The 22,360-nt window shown below is 71.4% G+C and carries 14 protein-coding genes; 11 read left to right on the top strand and 3 right to left on the bottom strand.

All coding sequences use genetic code 11. From position 1 onward, the window contains the following. Window positions 1-202 precede the first annotated feature (202 nt). Both uvrA and ACZ7MG_RS41005 read left to right on the top strand, forming a co-directional pair. Window positions 203-3,217, top strand: a complete 3,015-nt coding sequence (gene uvrA / locus ACZ7MG_RS41010; protein WP_471391934.1) for an excinuclease ABC subunit UvrA — start codon at window positions 203-205, stop codon at window positions 3,215-3,217. A gap of 155 nt (window positions 3,218-3,372) precedes the next feature. After that, a complete protein-coding gene (locus ACZ7MG_RS41005) occupies window positions 3,373-4,233 on the top strand; it encodes a helix-turn-helix domain-containing protein (RefSeq protein ID WP_471391932.1) in 861 nt (286 codons plus the stop codon). A 113-nt stretch (window positions 4,234-4,346) separates the two neighbouring features. Here ACZ7MG_RS41005 and ACZ7MG_RS41000 read toward each other — a convergent pair whose 3' ends face one another. The 3 genes from ACZ7MG_RS41000 to ACZ7MG_RS40990 all read right to left on the bottom strand — a co-directional run bounded on the left by ACZ7MG_RS41000 (window position 4,347) and on the right by ACZ7MG_RS40990 (window position 6,945). After that, window positions 4,347-5,258 carry a carbohydrate kinase family protein gene (locus ACZ7MG_RS41000; protein WP_471391930.1) on the bottom strand — a complete coding sequence of 304 codons (912 nt, stop codon included), beginning with the start codon at window positions 5,256-5,258 and terminating at the stop codon, window positions 4,347-4,349. 118 nt (window positions 5,259-5,376) lie between these two features. Then, window positions 5,377-6,342, bottom strand: a complete 966-nt coding sequence (locus ACZ7MG_RS40995; protein WP_471391927.1) for a hypothetical protein — start codon at window positions 6,340-6,342, stop codon at window positions 5,377-5,379. Between the two features lie 228 nt (window positions 6,343-6,570). Then, complete coding sequence (locus ACZ7MG_RS40990; protein WP_471391925.1) at window positions 6,571-6,945, bottom strand: response regulator; 375 nt, start codon at window positions 6,943-6,945, stop codon at window positions 6,571-6,573. A gap of 205 nt (window positions 6,946-7,150) precedes the next feature. Between ACZ7MG_RS40990 and ACZ7MG_RS40985 the strand changes: the two genes are divergently transcribed. From ACZ7MG_RS40985 to ACZ7MG_RS40945, 9 genes are all read left to right on the top strand, one after another. Beyond that, window positions 7,151-8,545, top strand: coding sequence for an ABC transporter substrate-binding protein (locus tag ACZ7MG_RS40985; protein WP_471391922.1), 1,395 nt, complete (start codon window positions 7,151-7,153; stop codon window positions 8,543-8,545). Continuing rightward, window positions 8,542-9,945, top strand: a complete 1,404-nt coding sequence (locus ACZ7MG_RS40980; protein WP_471391919.1) for an ABC transporter substrate-binding protein — start codon at window positions 8,542-8,544, stop codon at window positions 9,943-9,945. Before ACZ7MG_RS40985 ends, ACZ7MG_RS40980 begins: the two co-directional genes overlap by 4 nt. Before the next feature lie 135 nt (window positions 9,946-10,080). Continuing rightward, complete coding sequence (locus ACZ7MG_RS40975) at window positions 10,081-12,789, top strand: PAS domain S-box protein (protein WP_471392114.1); 2,709 nt, start codon at window positions 10,081-10,083, stop codon at window positions 12,787-12,789. A 287-nt stretch (window positions 12,790-13,076) separates the two neighbouring features. Next, window positions 13,077-13,748, top strand: a complete 672-nt coding sequence (locus ACZ7MG_RS40970) for a response regulator (RefSeq protein WP_471391916.1) — start codon at window positions 13,077-13,079, stop codon at window positions 13,746-13,748. Between the two features lie 68 nt (window positions 13,749-13,816). Next, on the top strand, window positions 13,817-15,883 hold the full coding sequence (uvrC, locus tag ACZ7MG_RS40965) for an excinuclease ABC subunit UvrC (protein ID WP_471391913.1): 2,067 nt from the start codon (window positions 13,817-13,819) through the stop codon (window positions 15,881-15,883). After that, window positions 15,880-16,950: an RNase adapter RapZ gene (rapZ, locus tag ACZ7MG_RS40960; RefSeq protein WP_471391910.1), complete on the top strand. Its 1,071-nt coding sequence runs from the start codon at window positions 15,880-15,882 to the stop codon at window positions 16,948-16,950. The genes uvrC and rapZ overlap by 4 nt, the downstream gene beginning before the upstream one ends. Continuing rightward, window positions 16,947-18,026 carry a gluconeogenesis factor YvcK family protein gene (locus tag ACZ7MG_RS40955; protein ID WP_471391907.1) on the top strand — a complete coding sequence of 360 codons (1,080 nt, stop codon included), beginning with the start codon at window positions 16,947-16,949 and terminating at the stop codon, window positions 18,024-18,026. The genes rapZ and ACZ7MG_RS40955 overlap by 4 nt, the downstream gene beginning before the upstream one ends. After that, complete coding sequence (whiA, locus tag ACZ7MG_RS40950) at window positions 18,017-19,006, top strand: DNA-binding protein WhiA (protein ID WP_471391904.1); 990 nt, start codon at window positions 18,017-18,019, stop codon at window positions 19,004-19,006. The genes ACZ7MG_RS40955 and whiA overlap by 10 nt, the downstream gene beginning before the upstream one ends. A gap of 179 nt (window positions 19,007-19,185) precedes the next feature. Beyond that, window positions 19,186-22,140, top strand: coding sequence for a M14 family metallopeptidase (locus tag ACZ7MG_RS40945; RefSeq protein ID WP_471391901.1), 2,955 nt, complete (start codon window positions 19,186-19,188; stop codon window positions 22,138-22,140). The last annotated feature ends 220 nt before the right edge of the window (window positions 22,141-22,360 follow it).

Genomic DNA, 22,360 nt, shown 5'->3' with positions numbered 1-22,360 from the left:
CACCTTCGGGTGAAGGTGGCTGACCACGACCGTAAATCGAATGCGCGTGCTATATGGTCGGTGGCGGCGTCGGGCATGCTGGTAGGCCCGGGATTGTTGTGGAACGGGGAAACGGGACCGGCGCTGTCAGTGGCTCCCCCTAGTCTGTGGAGGACGGGGGCTCCGGCCCCTGTCACCTCACTCAAGAAAGGTGCGGACCGGCGTGGCCGACCGTCTCATCGTCCGTGGCGCGCGCGAGCACAACCTGAAGAACGTCTCGCTCGACCTGCCACGCGACTCGCTCATCGTCTTCACGGGCCTGTCGGGGTCGGGCAAGTCCTCGCTGGCCTTCGACACGATCTTCGCGGAGGGGCAGCGCCGGTACGTCGAGTCGCTCTCCTCCTACGCCCGGCAGTTCCTCGGGCAGATGGACAAGCCGGACGTCGACTTCATCGAGGGTCTGTCCCCGGCGGTCTCCATCGACCAGAAGTCGACCTCGCGCAACCCGCGCTCGACGGTCGGCACGATCACCGAGGTCTACGACTATCTGCGGCTGCTCTTCGCGCGCATCGGCAAGCCGCACTGCCCGGAGTGCGGCCGGCCCATCTCGCGTCAGTCGCCCCAGGCCATCGTCGACCGGGTGCTGGAGCTGCCGGAGGGGAGCCGCTTCCAGGTCCTGTCGCCGCTGGTGCGGGAGCGCAAGGGTGAGTTCGTGGACCTTTTCGCGGACCTCCAGACCAAGGGGTACAGCCGCGCGCGGGTGGACGGCGAGACCGTCCAGCTCTCCAATCCGCCCACCCTGAAGAAGCAGGAGAAGCACACCATCGAGGTGGTCGTCGACCGCCTCACGGTGAAGGAGTCCGCCAAGCGCCGCCTCACCGACTCGGTGGAGACCGCCCTCGGCCTCTCCGGCGGCATGGTCGTGCTCGACTTCGTCGACCTCCCCGCGGACGACCCCGAGCGCGAGCGCATGTTCTCGGAGCACCTGTACTGCACGTACGACGACCTGTCCTTCGAGGAGCTGGAGCCCCGCTCCTTCTCCTTCAACTCGCCCTTCGGCGCCTGCCCCGACTGCTCCGGCATCGGTACGCGCATGGAGGTCGACCCCGAGCTGATCGTCCCGGACGAGGACAAGTCGCTCGACGAGGGCGCCATCCACCCCTGGTCGCACGGCCACACCAAGGACTACTTCGGCCGTCTCATCGGCGCCCTCGCGGACGCGCTGGGATTCCGGACCGACATCCCCTTCGCCGGTCTCCCGCAGCGCGCGAGGAAGGCCCTGCTGTACGGCCACAAGACACAGATCGAGGTGCGCTACCGCAACCGGTACGGCCGCGAGCGGGTGTACACCACGGCCTTCGAGGGCGCCGTCCCCTTCGTGAAGCGGCGGCACGGCGAGGCCGAGAGCGACGCCAGCCGGGAGCGCTTCGAGGGCTATATGCGCGAGGTGCCCTGCCCCACCTGTGAGGGCACGCGCCTGAAGCCGATCGTCCTCGCGGTCACGGTCATGGAGAAGTCGATCGCCGAGGTCTCCGCCATGTCGATCAGCGACTGCGCGGACTTCCTGGGCGAGCTGAAGCTCAACGCCCGTGACAAGAAGATCGCCGAACGGGTGCTGAAGGAGGTCAACGAACGGCTGCGGTTCCTGGTCGACGTCGGCCTCGACTACCTCTCGCTGAACCGCGCGGCCGGCACGCTCTCCGGCGGCGAGGCCCAGCGCATCCGGCTCGCCACCCAGATCGGCTCCGGCCTCGTCGGCGTCCTGTACGTCCTCGACGAGCCCTCCATCGGTCTGCATCAGCGCGACAACCACCGGCTCATCGAGACCCTCGTCCGGCTGCGCGACATGGGCAACACGCTCATCGTCGTCGAGCACGACGAGGACACCATCAAGATGGCCGACTGGATCGTCGACATCGGCCCCGGCGCCGGCGAGCACGGCGGCAAGGTCGTGCACAGCGGTTCCCTGAAGGAGCTGCTCGACAACCGCGAGTCGCAGACCGGGCAGTACCTGTCGGGCCGCAAGGCCATCCCGCTGCCCGACATCCGCCGCCCGCTCGACCCGAGCAGGCGCCTCACGGTCCACGGCGCCCGGGAGAACAACCTCCAGGACATCGACGTGTCCTTCCCGCTGGGCGTCTTCACCGCCGTCACCGGTGTCTCCGGATCCGGCAAGTCCACGCTGGTCAACGACATCCTGTACACGCACCTGGCCCGTGAACTGAACGGCGCCCGCAGCGTCCCCGGCCGGCACACGCGCGTGGACGGCGACGACCTCGTCGACAAGGTCGTGCACGTCGACCAGTCGCCCATCGGCCGCACCCCCCGGTCCAACCCGGCGACGTACACCGGTGTCTTCGACCACGTCCGCAAGCTGTTCGCCGAGACCACCGAGGCGAAGGTCCGGGGCTATCTGCCCGGCCGCTTCTCCTTCAACGTCAAGGGCGGCCGCTGCGAGAACTGCGCGGGCGACGGCACCATCAAGATCGAGATGAACTTCCTCCCGGACGTCTACGTCCCGTGCGAGGTCTGCCACGGCGCCCGGTACAACCGGGAAACCCTGGAGGTCCACTACAAGGGCAAGTCCATCGCCGATGTGCTGAACATGCCGATCGAGGAGGCCACGGACTTCTTCGAGGCCGTCCCCGCGATCGCCCGCCACCTCAGGACCCTCAAGGACGTCGGTCTCGGGTACGTCCGGCTCGGCCAGTCCGCGACCACCCTGTCCGGCGGTGAGGCACAGCGCGTCAAGCTCGCCAGCGAGCTGCAGCGCCGCTCCACCGGACGCACGGTCTACGTCCTGGACGAGCCGACCACCGGTCTGCACTTCGAGGACATCAGCAAGCTCCTCAAGGTGCTGTCCGGCCTGGTCGAGAAGGGCAACACGGTCATCGTCATCGAGCACAACCTCGATGTCATCAAGACCGCCGACTGGGTCGTGGACATGGGCCCCGAGGGCGGCGCCGGCGGTGGTCTCGTCATCGCCGAGGGCACGCCCGAGGAGGTCGCCGGGGTTCCGGCCAGCCACACGGGCAAGTTCCTGCGGGAGATCCTCGGTGCCGACCGGATCAGCGACGCGGCCTCGGTGAAGGCCCCGCGCAAGACCGCCGCGAAGAAGACGGTCGCCGCCGGGACGACGGCGAAGAAGACGGTCGCCGCCAGAGCGACCGCGAAGAAGGCGACGCCCGCCAAGAAGGCCACGCCCGCGAAGAAGACCACACGCGCACGCAAGGCCTGAGACGCCCGAGCGGCGGCTCCTGACACACCCGGCTGAACACGGTGGGCCGCGGGAACTCCCCGCGGCCCACCGCTCGTTGCCCCGGCGGGAGGCCGGGGCGTGCGTGGTGGTGCGAGGGCCGCCCTCGGTGGCGCCGCACCCTGTACGTTCGACCCGTGAGCGACAACGAGTTGGCCGCCTTCCTGCGCAGCCGCCGCGAAGCCATCACCCCGGCCGAGGCCGGGCTCCCCACCGGCCCCCGCCGCCGTGCCCCCGGCCTGCGCCGTGCCGAACTGGCCACCCTCGCCGGGATCAGCGTCGAATACCTCACCCGACTGGAACAGGGCCGCGACCGCGACCCCTCGTCCCAGGTGCTCGGCGCCCTCGCGGACGCGCTGTGCCTTCCCGTGCCGGACCGGATCCTGCTGCGCCGACTGGCGAAAGAGAGTGACGACGGGGCGCTCTGCTCGGCGCCCGTCCCCCAGGCCCGCACCGTACGGCCCACCGTGCGGGCCCTCCTGGACCGGCTGGAACCCACCCCGGCCGTCCTGCTCGACCGGCTCGGCGACATCGTGGCCCACACCGCCGCCTACGAGCGGTACGCCCGCCCGCTCGGGCTGCTCGACGGCACCCCGCCCAACGTCCTGCGGTATCTGTTCACCGACGAGCGCGCCCGCACGGTGTACCCGGGCTGGGAGCGGCTCGCGGACGAGCAGGTCGCCCATCTGCGCCACGAGGCCCCGCCGGGAGACCCGCATGTCGCCGCCCTGGCCGACGAGTTGACGGTCACCGCGGGAGCCCGGTTCACGCTGCGGCTCAAGGGCGTACCGGCCGTGCCGCTGCGCAACGGCACGGATCTCGTCGAGCACCCGGAGGCGGGCCGGCTGCGGCTGTCGTACGAGACGCTCGCCCTGCCGGACGACGGGCAGCGCCTCATGGTCCACCTCCCGGCCGACGAGGCCACGGCAACCGCCCTCGACCGCCTCGACCACCTAGACGGCCGTGGACCGGGCGCCCTGCGGGCGGTCGGCGGCTGACCGCACACGAGAACGACCGCCGGCACGGGAACGACGGCCGGCACGGGAACGCGCGCGAGGACGGGCCGCGCGCGAGGATGGGCCGCGCGCGAGGATGGGCCGCGCGGGACGGTCTAGACCTCGCCCGTCTCCGCCGCGTACGGCGGTTCCGCGCCCGCCCGGGAGCAGGTGATCGCCGCCGCGCGGGCGGCGAAGCGCAGCAGGCGGGTCCAGTCGTCGGCGCCCAGGGCCGTGAGCGCCGCGCCGGAGAGGGCGTCCCGGGCCGCCAGGCCGTGCAGGAGGGCCGCGTTGACCGTGTCACCGGCGCCGATGGTGTCGACGACGTCGACCTTCTCGCCCGGCACGGAGTGCTCCCCGCCGGTCCGGGTGTGGACGGTCAGGCCGTCGCCGCCATGGGTGATCACGACGGCGGCGGGGCCGGACTCCAGCCACAGGCGCGGGGTGCCGCCCAGCCACCGGGCGTCCTCCTCGGAGAGCTTGAGCAGGGACACCGAGGGCAGCCAGCTCTTGAAGCGGGTCCGGTAGGCGTCCTCGTCCGGGATCAGACCGGGCCGGATGTTGGGGTCGAGGGCGGTGAACACGCCCTGGGCGGCGGTGGCGTGCATCAGCTCCTCGTACGCGCTCGCGCCGGGTTCCAGGACGAGCGAGCAGGTGCCGAAGGAGACGGCCCGGGTGCCGGCGGGGAGCCGGTCGGGCGTCTCGAACAGCCGGTCGGAGCTGCCCTCGACATAGAAGGAGTACCGGGCGGAGCCGTCCTCTCCGATCGAGGCCAGGGCGAGGGTCGTCGGCTCGGGGCCGCGCTGCACGGACCCCACATCCACCCCCGCGTCGCGCAGGCCGCCCAACAGGGCCTCGCCGTAGGCGTCGTACGACACCCGGGAGCAGAAGGCGGTGGGGGAGCCGAGACGGCCGAGCGCGACGGCCGTGTTGTAGGGGCCGCCGCCGCGGGCCGGCCGCAGCTCGACGAGGGGGCCCGCGCCCTGCGGGACCAGGTCGATCAGGGCTTCACCGGCGACGACGATCACGGCAGGGGTCCTCTCTCGGGGCTCTGGGCCGGAAAGTATCGCAAAGGTGTGCGGACCGCGACGGTCGGTCACCCGGCCCGGGCCCCGCCCCCTCCAGGGCCGCTCCCTCCGCCCCGATTCACTCCCAGTCCCAGCCGATGCCCACGATTCCGGTCCGGACGCGGGGTTCCACGAGGTGGACCGAGCGGTGGAGGCCGCTCAGGGGGAGGGGCTGCCCACCGCCGCGGGGGGCCGCGGCGGAGTGCTGGCTGAAACGGTGACAGCGCAGGGGCAGGGCCCGTTCGTCGAAGCGGACCTGAAGGGCGTACTGGCCGCCCGTGGCGCGGAAACCGCGGACGTACTCGGTGCAGACACCGGCCGTGCCGTCGTCGAAGCCGTAGCGGAAGAGGTAGGTGTCACCGCCGCGCAGCCGGGTGTCGAAGAGGAGTTCGGCGACGAGGATCCCGGTGTCCTGGTCCCACCGCACCCGGCCGCTGCGGCAGTTCTCCAGGGCGCGGACGGTCATCCGGTCCGGCGCGCAGCCCGGGTCTCCGTGGTGGACGGCCACATAGCGGTCCACGCCGTCCTTGTGGGCGCGCACGATGTGCTGGGACTCGCGGCCCAGCAGCTCCCGGCACGCGCCGACCCGGACCCGCTCGTGGTGGCCGACGGTGTGCACACCGCCGTCGAGCGGCATCCCCAGGTCGCCCAGGAGCCGTTCCAGGACGCCGGAGGCCTCCACGACCGAGCGGTAGGAGCGTCCGGCGGGGCGCTCCGGGCCGGGTGCCTCGTCGGCCTGGACGAGCAGCCGGATCAGCGACTCGTCCGGGAGCTGGAGTATCTCCTCCAGGGCCCGTACGGCCCGCAGCGACTCCGGGCGCTGGGGACGCCGGGCGCCCTGCTGCCAGTAACTGAGGCTGGTGACACCGACCTTGACCCCGTAGCGCGACAGATGGTGCTGCACGCGCTGCAGCGGCAGTCCGCGGGCGGCGATCGCGGCGCGCAGCGCGACATGGAAGGGGCCGCCCCGCAGGGCCGACTCCAGCTCCGCCGTGGCGTCGTCCGTGACCGCCGCGACGTCCGCGTGCTCTGTGGCGTGCCGCATGCAGGGGCCTTTCTGTAGAGGAGAACGCGACAGGTGGTCGGACCGCGCGGGCCGGTCGGGGCGCCCGGTGACGCTCGGAGCGCAGGGCCTCCCGGACCCTGGAAGGCAGTCCGTCTTCACATCCGTACGACGGCGTTCCATGCCCCGACTTCCCCCGCATTGAAGCGTGTTGACCAAGTCCCGACAACACCTGCCGTGTGACATGGCCGGACTCCACCGGCACGATCCTCAGCACCCCGGGGACCCGTGATCGGGCCCCAGCAGATCCCGCAGTGCCTGCCCCGACAGCTTCGACTTGTGCAGAAAGCCCCGGGCCGGACTGGCGGCGACGAGTTCCTGGATGTCGTCCAGCGGGTGCGTGGAGGTGAGGATGATGACGGACGCGGCGCTGCGCGCGAGCCTCGGCGCGAGCTCCAAGCCGCTCTCGCCGTCGAGGTCGATGTCCAGAAGAACGAGATCCGGGGCCAGCTCCACGGCCCGTGCCAGCGCCTGGGTGCCCGTGGAGGCCACGGCGACGACATGGATCCCGTCGCGCTCCAGCAACGTACGGGCCGCCTCCAGGAACCGGGCACTGTCATCGACGATGAGACAGCGCATGGACATGGTCACAGCCTCCCAAGGTGGTCATGGGCATACATTCCGGCTAGCCGTAAAGTGTCGCCGCACACGAATTCCGGTCAGCCGGAATGTGCTGAAGTCCTGCGCCGGATCAACGGGGTTCACTCTCACCGAGGGAATCGGACGCGACACGAGGAGTAGCATGTCGCTGCCCTGGGGGCCGTACCGTCCGGTCGAGTGGGGGTGTGCGATGAATACGCAGCGCCGGGACCTGGGAAGACATCATGTCCGCCGTGCCTTTTTCTGTGGCGTGGCGGCTGCCGTGCTGCTGCTCGCCGGGTGCAGCGGCGGTGACGGCGACGGCCGGGCCGACGAGGGGGACAAGGCGGCGGGAGACACGACCTGCGACGGCAGGATCGACGGCACCGCGCACATCACGATGTGGTTCCACGCGGGCCAGAGCGGTGAGCAGACCACCCTGAAGAGCCAGGTCAGGGAGTTCAACCGATCCCAGAAGCAGGTGCGGGTCGAACTGGTCACCCTGCCCGAGCAGCGCCCGTACACCGAACTCGTGCTCTCCGCCGCGGCCAGCGGCGACCTGCCCGACCTGCTCGACTTCGACGGCCCGAACCTCTACAGCTACGCCTGGTCCGGCACCCTCAAGCCGATCGACTCCTGTGTGCCCGCGAGAATCCGCGAGGACCTGCTGCCCTCCGTCCGGGAACAGGGCACGTACGACGGCCGGTTGTGGGGCGTCGGCACCTTCGACTCCGGACTCGGGCTGTACGTCCGTCCTTCGGTCCTGAAGAAGGCCGGGGTCCGGCTGCCCGAGGGCGTCGACGACGCCTGGACCGCCGACGAACTGACGGGGATCCTGCGCAAGCTCCGTGCGCAGGGCTACGAGACCCCGCTCGACCTGAACTTCACCGACTCCAAGCTCGCCGACGAGTGGAACACCTACGCCTTCGCCCCGGCCGTGTGGTCGGCGGGCGGCGACCTCATCGACCCCGACGAGTTCCGCACGGCCGACGGACACCTCAACGGCCCGGCGTCCGTGGAGGCGCTCAGCACCATGCAGCGCTGGGTGGACGAGGGATACGTCGACCGGGACCGGAAGAAGGACAAGAGCGGCTTCGTGAAGGGCCGCACGGCCATCTCCTGGATGGGGCACTGGAAGTACGGCGAGTACAGCGAGGCGCACCCCGGCGACGTGGCGATCGTGCCGCTGCCCGATTTCGGCACGGGTACCGTCACCGGCATGGGTTCCTGGCAGTGGGGCATCCCCTCCGGGGGCGCGGACGGCGACGCGGTGTGGCGTTTCCTGGAGTATCTGCTGCAGCCGGAGCAGGTGGCCAGGATGAGCGAGGCCAACGGCGCGATCCCGGGGACGGAGGGGGCCGTGAAACTGTCCCCGCTGTACGACGAGGACGGCGCGGAGCGGCTGTTCATCGAGCAGCTGCGCGGCGGCGCCGCCCGGCCCAGGCCGCAGACCCCGGCCTATCCGGCGGTCACCGTCGCCTTCTCGCACGCGGTCGCCGACATCGTCTTCTCCGGGGCGCCCGTCCAGAAGACGCTGGACGAGGCGGTCGAGGAGATCGACCAGGATCTCGCCGCCCACGACGGTTACCCGAAGAGCGGACCGTGACCCGCGCCGCCGGACCCCGGCGAGGCACGCCCCGGGTGTCCGGCCGGCCCGGCGCTTCGAGGACACCCCGCCGTGCCCTGCCGGCGCTCGCGCTCTCCATGGTCCTGCTGCTCACCGGCTGCGACGCGGGCGGCGACGACGGGGAGCACACCCGGCGGAGCGCCGACGCGACCTGCGACGGCCGGATCGACGCCCCCGCGCAGATCACGATGTGGTATCACGAGCCGGCGGCGCGCGGCGAGACGGAGGCGGTGCGCGCCCAGGTCCAGGCGTTCAACACCTCCCAGGACGAGGTGACCGTCCGGCTCGTCAGCCTCCCGCGGGGCGAGTACGACGACCTGGTCCGGGCGGCGGCCGCCGACGGCGAACTGCCCGATCTGCTCGACTTCGACGCCCCGAAACTCTTCAGCCACGCCTGGGCCGGCGACCTCCGGCCGATCGACTCCTGCGTCCCCGAGTCCCTGCGCGCGGACCTGCTCCCCTCCGTCCTCGAACAGGGCACCTACCGGGGCAGACTGTGGGGCCTCGGCACGTTCGACTCCGGACTCGGCCTGTACATCAGGCCGTCGGTGCTGAAGAAGGCGGGCGTCCGCATCCCCCAGGGCATCGGCGACGCCTGGACCGCCGACGAGTTCACCGGCATCCTGGAGAAACTGCGCGCCCGGGGCTACGAGACGCCGCTGGACCTCCAGTTGCCGTGGGCCGACACCGAATGGGGAACGTACGGGTTCGCGCCGGCTGTCTGGTCGGCGGGCGGCGACCTGATCGAACGCTCCACCTTTCGCACGGCCGACGGAGTGCTCAACGGACCGCGGTCGGTCGAGGCGCTGACGACGCTGCAGGACTGGGCGAAGGCGGGATACGTGGACGCGAACAAGGACTCCGAGGCCTTCCAGAAGGGCCGGAGTCCCGTGTCCTGGACCGGCCACTGGTGGTACGGCCGTTACACGGAGGCCCACCCCGGCGATGTCGCGCTCGTGCCGTTGCCCGACTTCGGCACGGGCAGCGCCACCGGCATGGGGTCCTGGCAGTGGGGCATGCCCGCGGGCCGGGCCGACGGCGACGCCGTGTGGCGCTTCCTGGCCTTCCTGCTGCGCCCGGACGAGATCCTGCGGATGACCGGCGTCAACGGCGGCGTACCCGCCACCGGCACCGCGATCGAACGGACCGACGCGTTCGCCCTCGGCGGCCCCGGACGCCTCTACATAGACCAACTGCGCAACGGGACCGCCCGCCCCCGGCCGCAGACCCCCGCCTACCCGGCGATCACCGAGGCGTTCGCCGAGGCCTTCGCGAAGATCATGCGGGGTGAGGCCGTGAAGCCCGCCCTGGACGAGGCGGTACGCGCCGTGGACAAGGATCTGGCGGACCACGGCCACTACCCCCCGACCGGACCGTGAGGCCCGGCCGTGCTCCGCCCACCGTCCCGCAAACGAGCCCCCGTCCAGCGCCCCGCCCCGGCGCGCTTCCGCCGCCGCGCCGCGACCACGGACACCGTCCCGTTCCTGGCCCGGCTGCGCGTCGGCCCCAAACTGATGCTGCTCGTCCTGCTGCCGGTCACCGTCCTGCTGGCCTTCACCGCGTTCGCCGCCGTGACCCAGTGGGAGGAGGCACGGACCCTGCGCGACTTCGACACCGCGATCGAGGTGTCGTTCGCGGCGAGCGAGGTCTCCGGCGCCGTCGCCCGTGAGCGGATCGCCGCGGTCGAGGCCCGGCTCAGCGCCGGACCGGACACCCTGCGCGGCCGGGCGGAGGCCCAGCGGACCACGGACCACGCGCTGCGCCGCGCCTTCGGCGAAGCCGTCGACCGGCCGGTGTCCGACGTCGCCGGACTCCTCGACGCCGTACGCCGCCAACTGCACGCGCTGCGCGTCCAGACCGGCACCGGGTCCCTCACCGCGCAGGCCGTGGCCCAGCGGTACGAGGTCATCGAGAACGTGGTGCTCGACAAGGTCGCCGTCCTCGAGTCCGGCCGCCCCACCAGGGCCTCGGGCCGCGCGGCCGACGCCCACATCGCGATGCTGCGGGCCGTCGCCGCCGCCGAGAGCGAACGGGCGGAACTCGCCGTCCTCTTCCACGCGACCGGCACGGGCCACGTCACCGTCGCCGCGGACCGCTGGACCGAACTGGAGAAGGCCCAGCTCAGGGCCTTCCAGCAGACCGCCTCCGACGAGCTGAAGGCCGAACTGCACGCCGCGAGATTCGAGGCCCCCGGGCGCGACGTCCGCAAGGCCCGCGACCTGCTCGCCGACCCCGACTCCCGGCCCGCCGACCGGCCCACGTACCAGAGCTGGCTGTCCGCCTCCGAGCGCTATGTCGACGCCCTGCGGGGCATCCAGGACCGGGCCGCCCGGGAACTCGACGACACCGCTCACCGCGACCTGCGCGCCATCCGTACCCGGGCCTTCACCGAACTGTCCGTCTCCCTCGCCGTCCTGGCCCTCGTCACCCTCCTCGCGCTGGCCCTGCGCCGCTCGATCACCCGCCCCCTCGGCCAGGTCTCCGAGGGCGCCCGCGCCCTGTCGGACGGCGACCTCTCGTACGACATCCGCTACGCGGGACGCGACGAACTCGGCGATGTCGCCGACACCTTCCGCGAGCTGCGGGTGACCAGCGAGCGGCTCGCCGGGGAGATCCGGGACATGAACACGGCGATCGACGCGGGCCGGCTCGGACACCGGGCCGACGTCGACTCCTTCGCCGGCACCTGGGCCCAGCTGCTGGGCGGCATGAACGGCACCATGGCGTCCTTCGCCGCCGCCCACGGCCGGCGCAGACGGGCCGAGGAGGAACTGGAGGGCATCTTCAACCTCTCCCTGGACCTGCTCTGCATCAGCGGCGTCGACGGCTTCTTCAAACGCGTCAACCCGGCCTTCGAACGCACCCTCGGCTATCCGATCGAGACGCTGACCTCCCGGCCGCTCCTCGACTTCGTCCACGAGGAGGACCGCGACCGAACCCGCGACGCCGTGGCACGGCTGGCGGGCGGCGCCGAGGTCGCCGAATTCGAGAACCGGTACGTCCGCGCCGACGGCACCGAGTGCTGGCTGCAGTGGAGCGCCCGGTCGGTCCCCGAGGAGGGCCTCATCTACGCCGCCGCGCGCGACGTCACCGAGAGCCGCCGGGCCGCGCGCGAACAGACCGCGCTGCGCCGGGTCGCCACCGCCGTCGCGCGCGGGGTGCCGCCGGCCGACGTCTTCGCGACCGTGGCGGCGGAGGTCGCCTCGCTGCTGGGCACGGCCTCGGCCGTCCTGCGCTACGAGCCCGACGGCAGCGTCAAGGTCCTCGGGATCGCGCACGCGCGCGTGGACGCCACCGCCGAGGCCGCCCGCATGACCCGACGCGAGGCGACCCGGCGGACCATCGACGAGGTGGCCCGCACCCGGTGCGCCGCCCGCTCGGGCACCTCCGTGGGCGCCCCCATCGTCGTCGAGGACCGGCTGTGGGGGGTCGTCGTGGCGGCCTCGCTCCTCGACCCGCTGCCCGAGGGCACCGAGTCCCGGCTCGCCGACTTCACCGAGCTGATCGCCACCGCGATCGCCAACGCCGACAGCCGCGCCCAGCTGACCGCGTCCCGCGCGCGCGTGGTCGCCGCCGGGGACGCCTCCCGGCGCCGCATCGAACGCGACCTGCACGACGGCGTCCAGCAGCGCCTGGTCTCCCTCCAGCTGGAGCTGCGGATGGCGGAGACCCTGGTGGAGGACCGCTCCTCGGAACTCGCCCAGCAACTGGACCAGCTGGCCAAGGGCCTCGACGACACCTTCCAGGACCTGCTCCAGGTGGCCCGGGGCATCCACCCCTCCGTCCTCTCCCGGGGCGGCCTGGGCCCCGCGCTGCGCGCCCTCGCCCGCCGTTCCGCCATCCCCCTGGAACTCGACCTCGACCTCGCGGGCGCCCGCTTCCCGGACCAGGTCGAGGTGGCCGCGTACTACGTCACCTCCGAGAGCCTCACCAACGCCGTCAAGCACGCGCGCGCGAGCGTGGTGACCGTGGCGGCCGAGGAGCACGCGGGCGTGCTGGAACTGGTGATCCGCGACGACGGCGTCGGGGGAGCGGAACCCGAGCGGGGTTCGGGGCTCATCGGGCTCATCGACCGGGTGGAAGCGATCGGCGGCAGGTTGACGATCACCAGCCCGCCCGGGAGCGGTACGACCCTGCGGGTGCGGCTGCCGCTGACCCTGCCCGAGGAGTCCGCGACGGCGGCCGTGCCGCCCGTGCGTGACCGCCCGAAGCGTACGCGGTGAGACCCGTTCAAAGGGGGGAGTCCGGGTCTCGGTACGGGGCGTACGTTCCGGGCGGTCGAATCGGACGGCGGAGACGGCCGTCCGGCTCCAGGGCAGCCGGATGTCTCGCCGTCTCTCGTCGGGGACGCCGGTTCCATCCTCGGCCGCACTTGTTCGAGCATTCCGGGCAAACGTTCAGGTGTCTTCACGGCCCGCCCCCAACTAGGCTTCCGGCTAGCCGTAAGACCCGTGTTCAGGCAGGCTGTTGGGACGAACAGGACAGGTCGGGCAAGGGGGAGGCCAGGGCCATGGAGGCCGATCAGCATCCGGTGCGCGGGCGGGTGGTGCTCGCGGACGACGACGTGCTCCTGCGGGAGGGTCTGGCGAGCCTCTGCCAGCGCGTCGGCTACGAGGTGGTGGGGCAGGCCGGTGACGCCGGCGGGCTCATGGAGCTGGTGGAGACCCAGCTGCCCGACATCGCCATCGTCGACATCAGGATGCCGCCGACGCAGTCCACGGAGGGGCTGAAGGCCGCCGGCGTGATCCGGGAGCGGTATCCGTCGGTCGGGATCCTCGTGCTGTCGGCGTTCGTCGAGGTCGAGGACGCCCTGGAGCTGCTGGCCGGGGGGCGGAGCATCGGGTATCTGCTGAAGAGCCGGATCACCGTCGTGGACGAGTTCCTGGAGACGCTGGACCGCATCCGGCGGGGCGGCTCGGTGGTGGATCCGTCGCTGGTGCAGGAGCTGGTGGCGGCGCAGAGACGCGACGATCCGCTGTCGATGCTCAGCAACCGGGAGCGTGAGGTGCTCGGACTCATGGCCGAGGGGCGCTCCAATTCGGGGATCGGGCGGCGGCTGTGGGTGACCGAGGGGACCGTGGAGAAGCATGTGCGGAGCATCCTGGGGAAGCTGCGACTGCCCGAGGAGCCCGATGACCACCGCCGGGTGCTGGCCGTGCTGACGTTCCTGGAGACGCGCTAGGTGTATTGACCCGCAGGGTTATCCACAGGCACTCCGCGCTGTCACTGCCCGCCAGTAGGGTGTGGAGCATGGCCGATCCCTCCAGCTACCGCCCCAGTCCGGGGCAGATCCCGGACTCTCCCGGGGTGTACAAGTTCCGTGACGAGCACCGCCGGGTGATCTACGTCGGGAAGGCGAAGAGCCTGCGTCAGCGCCTGGCGAACTACTTCCAGGACCTGACCGGCCTCCACCCGCGCACCCGCACGATGGTCACCACGGCCGCCTCCGTGGAATGGACCGTGGTGTCCACGGAGGTCGAGGCGCTGCAGCTGGAGTACTCCTGGATCAAGGAGTTCGACCCCCGGTTCAACGTCAAGTACCGCGACGACAAGAGCTACCCGTACCTCGCCGTCACGATGAACGAGCAGTACCCGCGCGTGCAGGTGATGCGCGGTCACAAGAAGAAGGGCGTGCGCTACTTCGGGCCGTACGCGCACGCGTGGGCGATCCGGGACACCGTCGATCTGCTGCTGCGCGTCTTTCCCGTCCGCACCTGCTCGGCCGGCGTGTTCAAGAACGCGGCCCGCACCGGACGGCCCTGTCTGCTCGGCTACATCGGCAAGTGCTCGGCCCCCTGCGTCGAGCGGATCTCCGCCGAGGACCACCGCGAACTGGCCGACGAGTTCAGCGACTTCATGGCCGGCCGCACCGGCACGTACATCCGCCGCCTAGAACAGCGGATGACGGACGCGGCCGAGGAGATGGAGTACGAGCGGGCCGCCCGGCTGCGCGACGACATCGAGGCCCTGAAGAAGGCCATGGAGAAGAACGCGGTCGTGCTCGCCGACGCGACCGACGCCGATCTGATCGCCCTCGCCGAGGACGAGCTGGAGGCGGCCGTCCAGATCTTCCACGTCCGCGGCGGACGCGTGCGCGGCCAGCGCGGCTGGGTCACCGACAAGGTCGAGGCCGTCACCACCGGTGACCTCGTCGAACACGCGCTCCAGCAGCTGTACGGCGAGGAGACCGGCGACTCCGTGCCCAAGGAGGTCCTCGTCCCGGCCCTGCCCGACCCCCTCGGGCCCGTCCAGGAGTGGCTCACCCAGCGCCGGGGGGCCAATGTCTCCCTGCGCGTCCCGCAGCGCGGCGACAAGAAGGCGCTCATGGAGACCGTCGCGCGCAACGCCCAGCAGTCGCTCGTCCTGCACAAGACCAAGCGCGCCTCCGACCTCACCACCCGCTCCCGGGCGCTGGAGGAGATCGCCGAGGCCCTCGACCTGGACGGCGCGCCGCTGCGGATCGAGTGCTACGACATCTCCCACCTCCAGGGCGACGACGTCGTGGCCTCCATGGTCGTCTTCGAGGACGGCCTCGCCCGCAAGAGCGAGTACCGCCGCTTCCAGATCAAGGGCTTCGAAGGACAGGACGACGTCCGCTCCATGCACGAGGTCATCACCCGCCGCTTCCGGCGCTACCTCGCGGAGAAGGAGAAGACCGGCGAGTGGGTGGAGGAGGACGCCGCCGAAGCCGGTGAGGCAGGCCCGGCGGGCGGTCTCAAGGACGACGACGGCCGTCCCAGGCGGTTCGCCTACCCGCCGCAGCTCGTCGTCGTCGACGGCGGGCAGCCGCAGGTGGCCGCCGCGCGCCGGGCCCTGGACGAGCTGGGCATCGACGACATCGCCGTGTGCGGCCTCGCCAAGCGCCTGGAGGAGGTCTGGGTGCCCGGCGAGGACGATCCGGTGGTCCTGCCCCGTACCAGCGAGGGCCTCTATCTGCTCCAGCGCGTCCGCGACGAGGCCCACCGCTTCGCCATCACCTACCAGCGGGCCAAACGCGCCAAGCGTTTCCGGGCGAGCCCCTTGGACGACGTGCCCGGCCTCGGGGAGGCTCGCAAGCAGGCCCTGCTGAAGCACTTCGGTTCGCTGAAGAAGCTGCGTTCCGCGACGATCGACCAGATCTGCGAGGTTCCCGGCATAGGCCGCAAGACGGCGGAGACGATCGCCGTGGCCCTCGCCCAGGCGGCTCCGGCCGCCCCCGCCGTGAACACGGCGACCGGAGAGATCATGGAGGAAGAGGAGCCCGGTACGACGGCGGACCCCTCTGGGGAGCCCGTGGCCGCGGGCGCCCCGGACCGGCGGCGAGGGCAGGAGACATGACCGAGCACGAAGAGCGCCCAGAACTCCCGGAGCCCGCAGAACTCCCGGAGCGCACGGCGCGTCCAGAAGAACAGCACCACGAGCACACAGCGGAGCGCGGGGAAGCCCACAGCGCGGCGGGCGACGATGCCCCGCAGCACCCAGCGCCACAGGAAGACGGAGCACACGTGAGTACGGGCAACGAAACAGCCGGGGTCCCCGAGGCGGCCATCCCCGAGCTGGTCATCATCTCCGGCATGTCCGGCGCCGGACGGTCCACGGCCGCCAAGTGTCTGGAGGACCTCGGCTGGTTCGTCGTCGACAACCTGCCGCCCGCCCTCATCCCCACCATGGTGGAGCTGGGCGCCCGCTCCCAGGGGAACGTGGCCCGGATCGCGGTCGTCGTCGACGTCCGAGGCCGCCGCTTCTTCGACAACCTCCGTGACTCCCTCGCCGACCTGGCGACGAAGAACGTCACCCGGCGGATCGTCTTCCTGGAGTCCTCCGACGACGCCCTCGTGCGCCGCTTCGAGTCCGTGCGCCGCCCGCACCCCCTCCAGGGCGACGGCCGCATCACCGACGGCATCGCCGCCGAGCGGGAGCTGCTGCGCGAGCTGCGGGGCGACGCCGACCTGGTCATCGACACCTCCAGCCTCAACGTGCACGAGCTGCGCGCCAAGATGGACGCCCAGTTCGCCGGCGAGGAGGAGCCCGAGCTGCGGGCCACCGTCATGTCCTTCGGCTTCAAGTACGGCCTCCCGGTCGACGCCGACCTCGTCGTGGACATGCGCTTCCTGCCCAACCCGCACTGGGTCCCGGAGCTGCGCCCCTTCACCGGCCTCAACGAGGAGGTGTCCGCGTACGTCTTCAACCAGCCCGGCGCCAAGGAGTTCCTCGACCGCTACACCGAGCTGCTCCAGATGATCGCCGCCGGGTACCGCCGCGAGGGCAAGCGGTATGTGACCATCGCGGTCGGCTGCACCGGCGGCAAGCACCGCTCGGTCGCCACCTCCGAGAAGCTCGCCGCCCGCCTCGCCTCCCAGGGCGTCGAGACCGTGGTCGTGCACCGGGACATGGGGCGCGAGTGACCGGTCCCACCGTGCCGCGGCCGAGCAGACTGAGCCGGCTGCGCCGGGTCGTCCCCGAGGGCCGCGAGAGCAGGCCCGTCGAGGCCCGCGGCGCCCGGCCGCGCCGCCGGGGCGCCCAGCCCAAGGTCGTCGCGCTCGGCGGCGGCATGGGCCTGTCCGCCTCGCTCGCCGCGCTGCGCCGGATCACCGGCGACCTCACCGCCGTCGTCACCGTGGCCGACGACGGCGGCTCCAGCGGACGCCTCCGCGACGAGCTGGGCGTCCTGCCGCCCGGCGATCTGCGCAAGGCCCTGGCCGCGCTCTGCGGCGACGACGACTGGGGCCAGACCTGGGCCCGCGTCATCCAGCACCGCTTCCAGTCCCAGGGCGACCTGCACGAACACGCGGTCGGCAATCTGCTGATCGTCGCCCTGTGGGAGCAGCTCGGCGACCACGTCCAGGCCCTCGACCTGGTCGGCAGGCTGCTGGGCGCCCAGGGCCGGGTGCTGCCCATGTCGGCCGTACCGCTGGAGCTGCAGGCCCTGGTCAAGGGGCACGACCCGGCGCGCCCGGAGGCCGTCGACACCGTCCGGGGGCAGGCGACCGTCGCGCTCACCCCCGGCGAGGTGCAGTCCGTGCACGTCGTGCCGCACGACCCGCCCGCCGTGCCCGAGGCGGTGGCGGCCGTGCGGGACGCCGACTGGGTGGTCCTCGGCCCCGGCTCCTGGTTCTCCTCGGTGATCCCGCATCTGCTGGTGCCCGAACTGCTCGACGCCCTCACCGAGACCAAGGCCCGGCTCGTGCTCTCGCTGAACCTCGCCCCGCAGCCGGGAGAAACCGATGGCTTCTCCCCGCAGCGTCATTTGGAGGTTTTGGCACGACACGCCCCTAAACTCGCCCTGGACGTGGTGCTGGCCGACGAGGCCGCCGTGCCCGACCGCGACTCCCTGACCGACGCCGCCAAACGGTTCGGTGCCGCGGTCGAGCTGGCGCCGGTGGCCCGGACCGATGGATCTCCAAGGCATGACCCGGAGCTGTTGGCCGCCGCGTACGACCGTATTTTTCGGATGCATGGAAGGATCGGCCCATGGCGATGACGGCAGCGGTGAAGGACGAGATCTCCCGGCTACCCGTCACCCGGACCTGCTGCAGAAAGGCGGAGGTCTCGGCGATCCTGCGGTTCGCGGGCGGCCTGCACCTGGTGAGCGGCCGCATCGTGATCGAGGCGGAGCTGGACACCGCGATGGCGGCCCGCAGACTCAAGCGGGACATCCTGGAGATCTTCGGCCACAGCTCCGAACTGATCGTGATGGCGCCCGGCGGACTGCGCCGCGGCTCGCGTTACGTCGTCCGGGTGGTCGCCGGCGGTGACCAGCTGGCCCGCCAGACCGGTCTGGTGGACGGCCGGGGCCGCCCGATCCGCGGCCTGCCGCCCCAGGTGGTCTCCGGCGCCACCTGCGACGCCGAGGCGGCCTGGCGCGGCGCGTTCCTCGCCCACGGCTCGCTCACCGAACCCGGCCGCTCCTCCTCCCTGGAGGTGACCTGCCCGGGTCCGGAGGCCGCGCTCGCGCTGGTCGGCGCCGCCCGCCGGCTGTCGATCGCGGCCAAGGCCCGCGAGGTCCGGGGCGTGGACCGGGTCGTCGTCCGGGACGGGGACGCGATCGGCGCGCTGCTGACCCGGCTCGGCGCCCATGAGTCCGTGCTCGCCTGGGAGGAGCGGCGGATGCGCCGCGAGGTCCGGGCCACGGCCAACCGGCTCGCCAACTTCGACGACGCCAACCTGCGCCGCTCGGCCCGTGCCGCCGTCGCCGCCGGCGCCCGGGTGGGCCGCGCCCTGGAGATCCTCGCCGACGACGTCCCCGAGCACCTCGCCGCCGCCGGACGGCTGCGCATGGAGCACAAGCAGGCCTCCCTGGAGGAGCTGGGCGCGCTCGCCGACCCGCCGCTCACCAAGGACGCCGTCGCGGGCCGGATCCGGCGGCTGCTGGCCATGGCCGACAAGCGCGCGTCGGACCTCGGCATCCCGAGCACAGAGGCCAGCCTCACCGAGGAGATGGCCGAGAATCTCGTGGGGTGACGGACCACCCGAAAGGCTCAACTGGCCGGTGCCGACGCCCACTTGTGGGTTTCGGCACCGGCTTCCGGCTTTCTGCGTGAATTCCGTGATTGGCCTGTGAGGCCTCCTTGACTTGGCCCAGATCTGACATGAGCCTGGCGTCTGTTCGCTACTGGGGCGAACCACTGCAAGGGGGGCTCATGAGACGAAGAGCGAGATCGATCCTCGCCGCCGGCGCGCTCCTGCTGGGCGGAGGTGCGGGACTCGCACCGCTCGCCCAGGCGGCCGAGAACGACGGCTCCGACACCGACGAAGTCAAGGTCTTCCGCGCCGAGGTGACGAAGAAGCAGATACCGCTGCTGCTCGCCGCCGGGCAGGACGGCCACGAGCTCAGCGAGCAGGCGCCGGAGAAGGGCACGGCGTCCGTCGAGGTCTACCTCACCGACAAGCAGGCGGACGCCCTGGGGGAACAGGGCGTCGAGCTGACGGAACACCGGCTCACCAGCAAGGCCGAGGCACGGGTCACCGCCGCCGGCGACGGGGTCTACCGGCCTTACAGCGGCGCCGGCAACCTCAAGGAGGAGATCCTCCGCACGGGCCAGGAGAACCCCTCCCTGACCAAGGTGGTCTCCCTCGGCAAGTCCCTGAAGGGGCAGGACATCCTCGCGGTCAAGCTGACCAAGAACGCGAAGAAGACCAAGGACGGCGTCAAGCCCTCCGTGCTGTACATGTCCAACCAGCACGCGCGTGAGTGGATCACACCGGAGATGACCCGGCGGCTGCTCCACCACTACCTGGACAACTACAAGACGGACAAGCGGATCAAGAAGATCGTCGACACCACCGAGCTGTGGTTCGTGCTCTCCGCCAACCCCGACGGCTACGACTTCACCCACCAGAACCCCGACAACCGCCAGTGGCGCAAGAACCTGCGGGACGTCAACGGCGACGGCTCCATCACCGTCGGCGACGGCGTCGACCTCAACCGCAACTTCGCCTACAAGTGGGGCTACGACAACGAGGGTTCGTCCCCGGCCCCCACCAGCGAGACCTACCGCGGCGCCGGCCCCGCCTCCGAGCCCGAGACCAAGGTCCTGGACGCCTTCGAGAAGCGCATCGGCTTCGAGTACGGCATCAACTACCACTCCGCCGCCGAACTCCTGCTCTACGGGGTCGGCTGGCAGGTGGCGAGCCCGACGCCGGACGACGTCCTGTACAAGTCCCTCGCCGGCACCCCCGAGAACTCCGCGATCCCCGGCTACCGCCCCCAGCTCTCCTCGGAGCTGTACACCACCAACGGCGAGGCGAACGGCCACGCGTCCAACATCAACGGCGCGGCGTTCTACACCCCCGAGATGTCGACCTGCCAGACCGCCTCGAACATCGACCCGAACGACGCCTGGCGGCCCGAGGACTGCGCCTCGGTCTTCACGTTCCCGGACGACGAGAAGCTGATCCAGCAGGAGTTCGAGAAGAACATCCCGTTCGCGCTCTCCCTCGCGGAGTCCGCGGCCACGCCCGACCAGCCGAAGCCCTCCGTCGGCATCGACGCCCCCGACTTCACCCCGGCCGAGTTCACCACCTCGTACTCGCGCGGCGCCGACCAGGAGATCTCCGTCGTCGCCCGTAAGTCGGTGCGCGACAAGGAGCTGAACTACCGGATCAACGGACGCGGCCGTACCTACGACCAGAAGCTCAAGGCCTGGAAGGGCGGAGAGACGTTCGGCGGTGACGACAACCTGTACTTCGACGAGTACCGGGCCAAGGTGCAGGACGGCGAACCGGGCGACAAGGTCGAGATCTGGTTCACCGGAGAGACGAAGAAGGGCAGGCCCACCAAGAGCGAGCGCTTCACGTACACGATCGCCGAACGCCCCAAGGCAGACACGCTCGTCCTCGCAGAGGAGGGCGCGACCGCGACCCAGACACAGGCCTACGTCGACGCGCTGAAGGCCAACGGCAAGAAGGCGCTCGTCTGGGACGTCGCGACCCAGGGCGCGCCCGACGCGCTCGGCGTACTGGAGCACTTCAAGCAGGTCGTGCACTACACGGGCGCCGTCCGGCCCGGCGTCACCACCCAGCTCGAACTGCGCGCCTACCTCAACGAGGGCGGCAAGCTGATCGAGGCGGGCGAGAGCGCCGGCGGGGCCGTCGACCTCGGCGACGGCACCCTGTCCAACGACTTCAGCCAGTACTACCTGGGCGGCTACAGCCGTACCTCCCTGCCGAACGCCACCGCCTTCGCCGGCCTCGGCAAGCTCGACGGCTTCTCGGGCACCCTCGGCGACGCGCCCGGGAACCCGCTGAACACCGCCGGTTCGTTCGGGGTCACCTCGGACGCGCTGCCCGTCGAGACGTTCCCGCAGTTCAAGAGCGCCGGCGCGGGCCAGTACCCCGGGACCGTCAACCCGTACGGCCCGTACGAGGGCGCGTCCATGGCGGCCGCCACGCACACCGACTACGCGTGGAACCGCCTCACCCGCACCATCGACCTCACCTCGGTGACCGCCGCCGACAAGCCGACCCTGCGCACCCAGCTGCTGTGGAGCACGGAGGAGGGCTACGACCACGCCCTTCTGGAGGCGCACACCGTCGGGGCGGACGACTGGACGACGCTGCCGGACACCGGCGGTGCCACCTCCACCACCGTGCCCACCGAGTGCGAGGCCGGGTTCTTCATCCAGGGCCACCCGGCGCTGAAGCGGTATCTGACGCAGGGTGCCGGGGGCTGCACGCCCAGCGGTACCAGCGGCGCCTGGAACAGCTTCACCGGGGCCTCGGACGGCTGGCAGCAGGTCGAGTTCGACCTGTCCGCGTACGCCGGGAAGACCGTCGAGGTGTCGCTCAGCTATGTCACCGACCCCGGCAGCGGCGGTCGCGGCCTCCTCGCCGACAACGCCGCCGTCGTCATCGGCGGCACGCCCGGCGCGGTCGAGGGCTTCGAGACCTCGCTCGGCGCCTGGAGCACCCCCGGACCGCCCGCCGGCAGCCCGGCGGTCGTGAAGGACTGGGGTCTGTCGGGTGAACTGTTCAAGACCTACGGCGCCGTCACCACGGACGACACCGTGCTGCTGGGCTTCGGTCTGGAGCAGGTCCCCGCGGCGGCCGACCGCAAGGCACTGCTCGGCAAGGCACTGGCGGCGCTGAGGAACTGAGCGCCCGCTGCGCCGAACGGGCGGCGAAAGCCCTCGTGAACGGCCCTCCGGACATCTGGAATCAGATGATCGGGGGGCCGCTCAAAAGGTAATCACCTTGTAAAACCAGGGCGGTCCGTACCCCTACCGGCGAGTACGGACCGCACCGGCATGTATAGGGCATCTCGATGTCACTCGACGGGTGCCGGGGAGGTAGGGTCGTAGGCGGTCGGGGACATCC

The organism is Streptomyces sp. NPDC107538 (assembly GCF_055657445.1).
The sequence above is the reverse complement of the archived record's forward strand: the minus strand, read 5'-3'. Positions and strand labels throughout refer to the sequence as shown.